The organism is Streptomyces sp. DvalAA-43 (genome assembly GCF_900091725.1).
GTDB lineage: Bacteria > Actinomycetota > Actinomycetes > Streptomycetales > Streptomycetaceae > Streptomyces > Streptomyces pulveraceus.
In genome coordinates this window covers 21,743-28,924 of sequence record NZ_FMBW01000024.1, presented here as the reverse complement: position 1 = coordinate 28,924, position 7,182 = coordinate 21,743, and the positions used below count along the sequence as shown (strand labels likewise).

Genomic DNA, 7,182 nt, shown 5'->3' with positions numbered 1-7,182 from the left:
TCGCGGGCGGCTGGCTAGGTGAGGGTGGGTCTCGCCCGGGGGTGATGTGACGGAACGTAAGCAGTGGGCCGGGCGACCGAGGGAACGCACTGCTGTCGTGCGTCAAATCCTGGATCCGGCTAGCTTTGCGTTTCAGCATGCACTACCTCTACGCCCTGAACGCCTCTCAAGAGCCCCGCTCCCCAAAACTCGCCCATCATCAGAAATGAAATCCTTCGAGCGCTGGAAAGGGACTGAATTCGGAATCCGTGAACCCGAGCATTCCGAGTCCGACAGTGCGTCAAAAACCGACCCAGATCTTTTCTGCAATCAGCGCGTACCCCCTCCTTGATTCTCTACGCCGCAAGCTCAGTCGCCCCGGAACCAGGGGACCCGGGGCAACTGACAGCCGCTCAGAAGGGTGCAGGGGCGCCTACGCGGCGAATCCAATGTTGGTGACGTATTCGTACTGGCCCCATTGGGATCCCAGGTCGACGATCGTGTCCTCCCAGGCGTCGTCCAGGGCGTCCCGGTCGTCGGATGCCCAGGCGTCGACGATGCGGTCCCAACGGCGGACGTTCATCGTGCGGTACTCCACCAGCCGTTGGAGCGGGCGCGGTACCTGCGACTGGTTCAGCGGATGGATCTCCACCCGGGTCCCGCCGTTGGCGTTCAGGCGTCGCAGGAGGTGCCGCGCAACGTTCTGGCGGCGCACCTGGCGGTAGGCGTCCTCGATGCGGGCCAGGTTGGCGGCCGACGGCCGGCGCCGCTCTTCCAGCCACGCCTTCAGCGTCCGGTCGGTCACCGTCAGCCCGGCCTCCCTGGCCGCCCTGCGGCTGTGTTCCGTCCGGGTCAGGTAGTGCAGCCGCGCCATCAGACCGCGCTTGACCGTGACCGGGGTGACGATCCCGTCCGCCAGGCCGTCGAGCCTGCGTGCGACGGCGTCACTGCCCTTGATGCCCCGGGCGCCGAACTTCCCGGGGTCGATGGTCCTCTCCGGCATCTGCTCCTCCTCGGTCGTGTGAACTGGTCGCTCTCAGTGGGCGGATCCCCTGTGCGCCTCTCTGTGCGGCGATCTCGGGTCGCCCCGGACTGGGAGGCCCGGGGCGGCTGATCGTCAGGGAGAGGCGCCCTCAGGGGGCTTGAGGGATGGTCAGAAGGGCGGAGGGCCGCTGAAGTCGGTGGAGGCGGGCCCGGATACGGCGGCGAGCTCGGGCATGGGTCTCCTTCCGGGTCAGGTGGTCGGGTCGCTGTCGCGACTCATGTCGCGCAGCCGTGAGTAGTGGAACTGGTGCGCGACGGTGATTGTGCAGGTCGGCCCGTTGCGGTTCTTGCTGAGGATCAGGTCGGACTCGCCTGCCCTGCTGCTCTCGGGCTCGTAGGCGTCCTCGCGGTGGAGCAGGATGATGCCGCTCGCGTCCTGCTCCAGCTGTCCGGAGTCGCGCAGGTCGGCCGTCTGCGGCTTCTTGCCCTCGCGGTGCTCGGAGCCGCGGTTGAGCTGTGCGCAGCAGATGATGACCGCGCCGGTCTCCTCCGCGATGATCTTGAGTTCGCGGCTGACCTCACTGACGCGCTCGTACGGGGTCTGCCGGGAGTTGCGCTGGTCGGTGTACATGAGCTGGACGTAGTCGATGATCACGAGCGGGGGCTGTCCCGTCTCACGGATCAGGGCCTTGATCCGGGTGCGGACGAGCCCGGGGGTGACGCGGGGGGTGTAGTCCACCCACAGGGGCAGGGTCGTCAGGTCCGGCATGGCGCGGGCGATGCGGGTCCAGTCGTCGTCGTTGACGGACGGGCCGCCCTCCATGAGGTGGTGCAGGGCGACGCGGCTCCGGTTCGCGAGGATCCGGTTGGTGACCTCCTCACGGCCCATTTCGATGCTGTGCACGAGGGTCGTACGGCCCGTGGCTGCATTGGCGAGCGCGACGCCGAGTGTCATCGCGCTCTTGCCCATGGCCGGCCGCCCGGCCACGATCACGAGATTTCCCGCCCGCAGCTTCAGCACCTGGTCCAGGTCGGTGAACCCGCTCACCGCCGCTGCTTCCGTCACTGTCTCCAGGCCGTCCAGGTGGTCCTGGAGACCGTCGCCGAACCGGCCGTAGAGCCCGTCGTCGGCGGTCTGGTCGGCGCTCAGGTGCTCCAGCTCGGCCTGGAGCCCGGCGATCGTGTCGGGGACACCGGCCGGGTCGGCCTGACGCGTCATCTGCATGCCCCGCGCGAGGGCCTGCTGGAGGCGGCGCAGCCGGGCGTACCCGTGGACGATCTCGGCGTAGTGCTCGACCTCGACCGCGGGGCACGCCTGGGCCGCGATCTGGGACAGGCCGAGAAATCCGCCGACCCTGGTCAGGTCGCCGGTACGGCGCAACTCGGCCTCGACCATCGGGACGCCGGTCGGCTTGCTCCGGCCGTGCAGGGCCAGGATCGCCCGCCAGACGGTCTCGTGGTGCGGGCGGTACCAGTCACCGCCGTCCGCGAGGATCCGGGCGATGCCGGGCACCGGGTCCAGCCGGGGCGTCGCCATCAGGCACGCGCCGAGCACAGCGGTCTCCGCGCCCACGCTGACCGCGTCCGGGCCCTCGGGGCTCTCGGTCATCTGACCGGGAATGTCCAGGTCCTGATCCATGGTCACCGGGTCTCCTCGATGGTGTCGGCCGTGACGCCCGGGTGGGAGCAGCGGCGCATCGGTGCGTCGTCGTCGTCGTCCAGGACCCAGCCGTTCGGGTCGCAGGCCGGGCATGCGGCCCGCAGCAGGGCCGCGACGTCCTTCGGCGCCTGCCCCGTCGCGGGAGCGGCCTGGGCCGGGGCCCGGTACAGGCGCAGGTCGTCAACCCAACCGGGCAGGCACCTCACCCATGAGGTGGCGCCGCCCGTGTTTTTGAAAATCTCAGCCTCCAGCGCCTGGCGCTGGGCGTCGTCCATGCCCGACAGTGCCGGCCACCCCTGCTCCCGCATCGCACGCAGCAGCCGAGGAGCGCACTTCTTCGCAGTCGCCCGCCCGGCTTGCCACTGCCGCATTCGCTGGAGGAAGTGCTGCGCCGCCTCGATCTCCTCAAGAGCGAGCTCCCGCCCCTCCTCCCTCTGTGACGGAAGTGGCCCCGTGGTGCGCGTGAGGGGGTAGGGGGAGGAGGAATCCTCCTCCTCCGGGGGGTGTGGGGGGGGAACAGGGAAACCGGGTTTTTCCGGATTTCGGCTCTGACCTGCGGAAACGTTGTCCGAGGGAAATCGGGTTTTCCCCGGTTCCGCTCCGGACTCGGGAAAAACCCGATTCCGGCTCTGACCAGGCGAAACAGGGTTTTCCCCGGTTTCGCTCGCGCCCTGCGACTCCGGAACCGGGTTTTCCCCGATTTCGCCGTTGACCTGCGACAACGTGTCAGTGCCCGTCTTGAGGTACGCGGGGTTGTTCGCGGGGTTCCGGTACGCCCGGTAGCGCCACCGCGGGCGCGTCGTCTCGGGGTCGTAGACCGACTCACGGAGCAGGTACCCGGCCCTGGTCAGCCGCTTCGCGATCACCTCGAACCGGTCGATGCTCATCTTCCAGTCCAGCGCGCGCATGCCTGCCGCGATCTCCTTCGCGGTGGCCCGCTGGTCCGCGGGCAGCAGCAGGATGTGTACGAGCGCGCCCAGGTCCTCGGGCTGCAACCCCCGCGTCTCTGCCACCGACCGCGTCACCACGACCTCTTCGGGCGCCTCCTGGGCCCGCTCGAACAGCGAACCGCCGAACTCGCTCACCAGTCCACCCCCGCCCCGGCTTGGGGGCAGGTGTACGTCGTCGTTGGCTGAGCTTCGGTCAGGGCGGCGGGAGCGGCGGCGGTGGTGAGAGTGATGGTCACACTCGCCCCAAGTGCCGATACAGGTGCTGGCGTGACAGTCTGGCTGTGGGAAATGCCGTGGGCCGCGGCCGGGGGCCGGCGGCGGGGGTGGGGCGGGCGGCGCATAGTGGTGGATCTCCCCTTGTAGGGGAGCCGTGACCAGCAGGTGTGACCTGATAGGCGACCCAGGTAGTGGCGGTCCATGGGATGGTCCGCCTATTCTGGGTAAAGGTGACTGCGCGGACCCATGGTCCACGGGGCATCACCCCGGCGAGGTCACCTCACCGGACACGACTCAGAGCTTGGTAGGCCTGCGAGTCGACTAAGAAGCCGCTTTGTCCTTGCCGGGACGAGCGGCTTCGCCCCGTTTATGGGGCGCGTGCGACGTACGTCATGACCTCATCCTGTCACCGGCGGCCACTAGGCCGTGCTTGGCAACTCTGGTCGGTCGCTGGGCAACCCAGCCAGAGACGACACCCGGGTCGTCTGACGTGCGGATGTGCTCGAAGCCTTGGCCCTCGTAGTAGGCGTGCAGCCGAGGGTTCGTCGTCCACGCATCGAGACGCAACCACTTGGCGCCTTGGAGGGCGGCTTGAGTGCCAGCCCAATCGAGAATGCGAGACCCTAGATTGGTTCCCGCGAATTCTCGATCGACTGTCAGTTTATGCACGTAGCGGGCGGGTTGCGAACGTTCTTCGGGAGTCCACAGCCGCTTGTCAGCGTCTTGATCAAGGGTGACCGTCGCGGCAGCGTCTGTGCGGAGAGACTCCTTGATAAGGAAGACTTCGCCAGCGCGGATACTGGCAAGGATGTGTTCAGCCGGGAAGGGCTTTGCCCATTGATCGATTCCCTGAGCTCCCAGCCATGCGGCCGTGTCTTTTCTGAACTTCAACAGCCTCGGAATATCTGCTTCTTCGGCAGGAACGATAATCACTCGGCGCCCCAGTCGGAGCGGGGACGCTCTTCGAAGTCCTGCGGGTCCTTAACACGCTCGTACACGATCACGTGTCGGTCACCAGGCACGATGTTGATGGTGACCTGGACCGGTGAGTCGTCTGCGGCATACGTGGTGACCACGTGCTCCGCGACCGGCGTGCCTGGGCCCAGTTGTAGGCGTCGTACCTCGTCGGGCGTTGGCATCCGCACGTAGATCTCGTCCAGGGCCCTGACGAGTTCCTTCCCCAACTCGGCTAGAACCTGGTTGGTCCCCCGAGCAACATCGGTAGGAGTCATCCACTCGCTGCCCTCAACCAGGGAGAGCGACGCATAGGAGTCGTTGATGTTGTATGCCTCCCCATCGAGGCGGCGCGTGCGGCGACGCACGGCAACCAGCTCAGTGTCCTTGAGCTGCAGGCGAGTCCTGACCGTGGTGGTGGGCTCCACGATCGACACCTCGATGTCTTGGGCTGGACGGCGCTCGTCCCCTTCGGCTGCCAGGAGGTGTGTGTAGATGTCCACTTCGGGCGGCCGGCGCCGAAACTCGCTTTGGGGCCGGTAGACCAGTGGGCGAATCTCTCGTACGAAGTACCCCTTGGGGCGCTGAGGGACGATCAAGCCTTCGTTGACCAAGAGAGACAGGCCCTGCCGGACGGTAGATCGGGCACTAGTGCCGTACTTCTCGCGTAGGTCCGCTTCGGTCGGCAGTCTGCTGCCCGGCGGCAGGGTGCCATCGGAGATCTGCTCGCGCAGGTCGTCAGCGATGCGCTGGTAGATCGGCTTCATAGGTCATATGTACTCCCCCACCCCCCTCATTGTCCAGTCAATGCGCACTGTCTGCGCGTTCGCTTGACGGGTGGCACCTCGGGGTGTCAGCATCATCACGTCGGAACGCATTGTCTGGTCAATGCGCATCAACTGCTTGATGCGTAGCGGCTGGTCATTTAGGTCCGTGCGCCCGGAGGAAAGCCCGCAGGGGTGAGTACGAAGGAAGCGGCCGTTGTTTGAGAACTCCACAGTGCATCCATCACCGCAGTACCGGCCGTGACCACACCGGCCGGAGGGGGTGGAGACCCGTCGCGAGGCGCCATTACCACTGGTGGTGGCAGTCCACGCGCAGACCGCCGGGTGCAGCGTCAGCTGTGACCAGGAAGCAGTAAACGGCCAGGTGATCATTACCGGCGGTCAATGCGGAGGGTGGACACCCTCGCGACGCAAAAGAACGACGCGGCAAACCTTCACCGCCCATACCCGTCCGGACGGATCTCCCGGACGGCTCGCGGTCCGCGTCCCTATGAGATCTGGCCCCACACCGGGGCCGCGCAACGACTTTGCAGCCCCCGCGCTGCCCAGACGCTCACCGCCCGCTCTCGGGCGGTCCGGTGAGCGGTGGAGAGCGCGGTGGACACCCGCTCCGCTCTACCAACGACGAACCCCCGGGGTTGCACCCCCGGGGGCCGTCTTCGCAGCTCACCCTCCGCTGAAGGGGATCTACGCATGCACAGGATGACATCCACCCAGGCCCGGCACACACGCCGGGCCGTACTCCAGGCCACGGTCGACGCCGGCGCCCGCTGCGCCAACGCCGACCCGGACCACTGGTTCCGCGCCGACGACGAGCCGGACGCCGACTGGCAGACCCGCCGCACCACCGCACAACGCCTCTGCGCCGGATGCCCGGCCAGGGCCGCCTGCGAGGAGCTCGCGCTCCGCAACGGCGACGGCGAACCGGACACCGACGAACTGGTCCGCGCCGGATACACCGGCCCCGAACTCGCCGCCATCCGGACCCACCAGGAGCAGCGCCTGGCCGCCGCGGTCGCGGCCGACCAGGACACCGACGGACGCCAGCTGCGAGACCTCACGGTGCTGGTGCAGACCGAGGTCATCTCCAGCACGGACAAGCGGCACGGCCGGGCACGCGTTTCGTCTGCCCAGGTCCAGGCGGAGCAGAACCACTTGGTCCAGATGCTCACCGCCCGGATCAATGAGATCCGGTCCGCCCGCCGCGCGCGGGCCGGTTGGGGGGTGGCGGCATGACCACCACCATCCTCACCCGCCCCACCAACGGCGGCGGCTACGGCGGCATGGAAGACGACGACAACGCCCGTGGCTACGAGCGCGACGAGACCGACCAGTACCACCGACTCGTCCGCCAGCTGGTGGCCGACGGCGACTACCGCGCCCGATCCGCCGGCCGCCACGCGCGCCGCACGCTCGCCGAGATGGCCCCCGGGTACGTGCGCCAGCCCGTGCTCGTCCTGACCCGCCCGCTCCCGATGCTGGGGGCGAACGATGCCTGTGGGATCTGCGGGCGGTGGAACTGCGACCCCAGCAACTGCCCGCCCGGCTTCGCGTCCGCCCCGGCGTCCGCGGCCTCTGCCAGGGCGGCGGTGGCCCGATGAGCAGCTGCGGACACCCGCCGCGCCTGGTGACGGTGAACCACGTTGGTGCCGAC

7 protein-coding genes are annotated in these 7,182 nt (G+C 68.0%); 2 read left to right on the top strand and 5 right to left on the bottom strand.

Features of this window, described 5'->3' with window-relative positions; translation table 11 throughout:
* Positions 1-412: 412 nt before the first annotated feature.
* The 5 genes from GA0115234_RS04890 to GA0115234_RS04870 form a co-directional block, all read right to left on the bottom strand.
* Positions 413-982, bottom strand: coding sequence for a transcriptional regulator (locus GA0115234_RS04890; RefSeq protein WP_093539601.1), 570 nt, complete (start codon positions 980-982; stop codon positions 413-415).
* A gap of 231 nt (positions 983-1,213) precedes the next feature.
* Complete coding sequence (locus tag GA0115234_RS04885) at positions 1,214-2,602, bottom strand: replicative DNA helicase (protein WP_237541104.1); 1,389 nt, start codon at positions 2,600-2,602, stop codon at positions 1,214-1,216.
* A 2-nt stretch (positions 2,603-2,604) separates the two neighbouring features.
* The gene (locus tag GA0115234_RS04880; protein WP_093539599.1) at positions 2,605-3,708 is read right to left on the bottom strand and encodes a hypothetical protein; all 1,104 of its coding nucleotides are present in this window, start codon (positions 3,706-3,708) and stop codon (positions 2,605-2,607) included.
* A gap of 471 nt (positions 3,709-4,179) precedes the next feature.
* Entirely contained in the window at positions 4,180-4,722 is a 543-nt protein-coding gene (locus tag GA0115234_RS04875; RefSeq protein ID WP_093539598.1) for a GNAT family N-acetyltransferase, read from the bottom strand.
* Positions 4,719-5,510, bottom strand: a complete 792-nt coding sequence (locus GA0115234_RS04870) for a GntR family transcriptional regulator (protein WP_093539597.1) — start codon at positions 5,508-5,510, stop codon at positions 4,719-4,721. The genes GA0115234_RS04875 and GA0115234_RS04870 overlap by 4 nt, the downstream gene beginning before the upstream one ends.
* Before the next feature lie 711 nt (positions 5,511-6,221).
* Here GA0115234_RS04870 and GA0115234_RS04865 point away from each other — a divergent pair.
* Together GA0115234_RS04865 and GA0115234_RS04860 are read left to right on the top strand one after the other, a co-directional pair.
* On the top strand, positions 6,222-6,764 hold the full coding sequence (locus GA0115234_RS04865) for a WhiB family transcriptional regulator (RefSeq protein ID WP_093539596.1): 543 nt from the start codon (positions 6,222-6,224) through the stop codon (positions 6,762-6,764).
* The gene (locus GA0115234_RS04860; RefSeq protein ID WP_141718399.1) at positions 6,761-7,129 is read left to right on the top strand and encodes a hypothetical protein; all 369 of its coding nucleotides are present in this window, start codon (positions 6,761-6,763) and stop codon (positions 7,127-7,129) included. Before GA0115234_RS04865 ends, GA0115234_RS04860 begins: the two co-directional genes overlap by 4 nt.
* Positions 7,130-7,182: the final 53 nt, after the last annotated feature.

Excerpts from the sequence above, each read along its gene's own strand:
- GA0115234_RS04890 (WP_093539601.1), bottom strand. The coding sequence starts at position 982 with ATGCCGGAGAGGACCATCGACCCCGGGAAGTTCGGCGCCCGGGGCATC.
- GA0115234_RS04885 (WP_237541104.1), bottom strand. The coding sequence starts at position 2,602 with ATGGATCAGGACCTGGACATTCCCGGTCAGATGACCGAGAGCCCCGAG.
- GA0115234_RS04870 (WP_093539597.1), bottom strand. The coding sequence starts at position 5,510 with ATGAAGCCGATCTACCAGCGCATCGCTGACGACCTGCGCGAGCAGATC.
- GA0115234_RS04865 (WP_093539596.1), top strand. The coding sequence starts at position 6,222 with ATGCACAGGATGACATCCACCCAGGCCCGGCACACACGCCGGGCCGTA.
- GA0115234_RS04860 (WP_141718399.1), top strand. The coding sequence starts at position 6,761 with ATGACCACCACCATCCTCACCCGCCCCACCAACGGCGGCGGCTACGGC.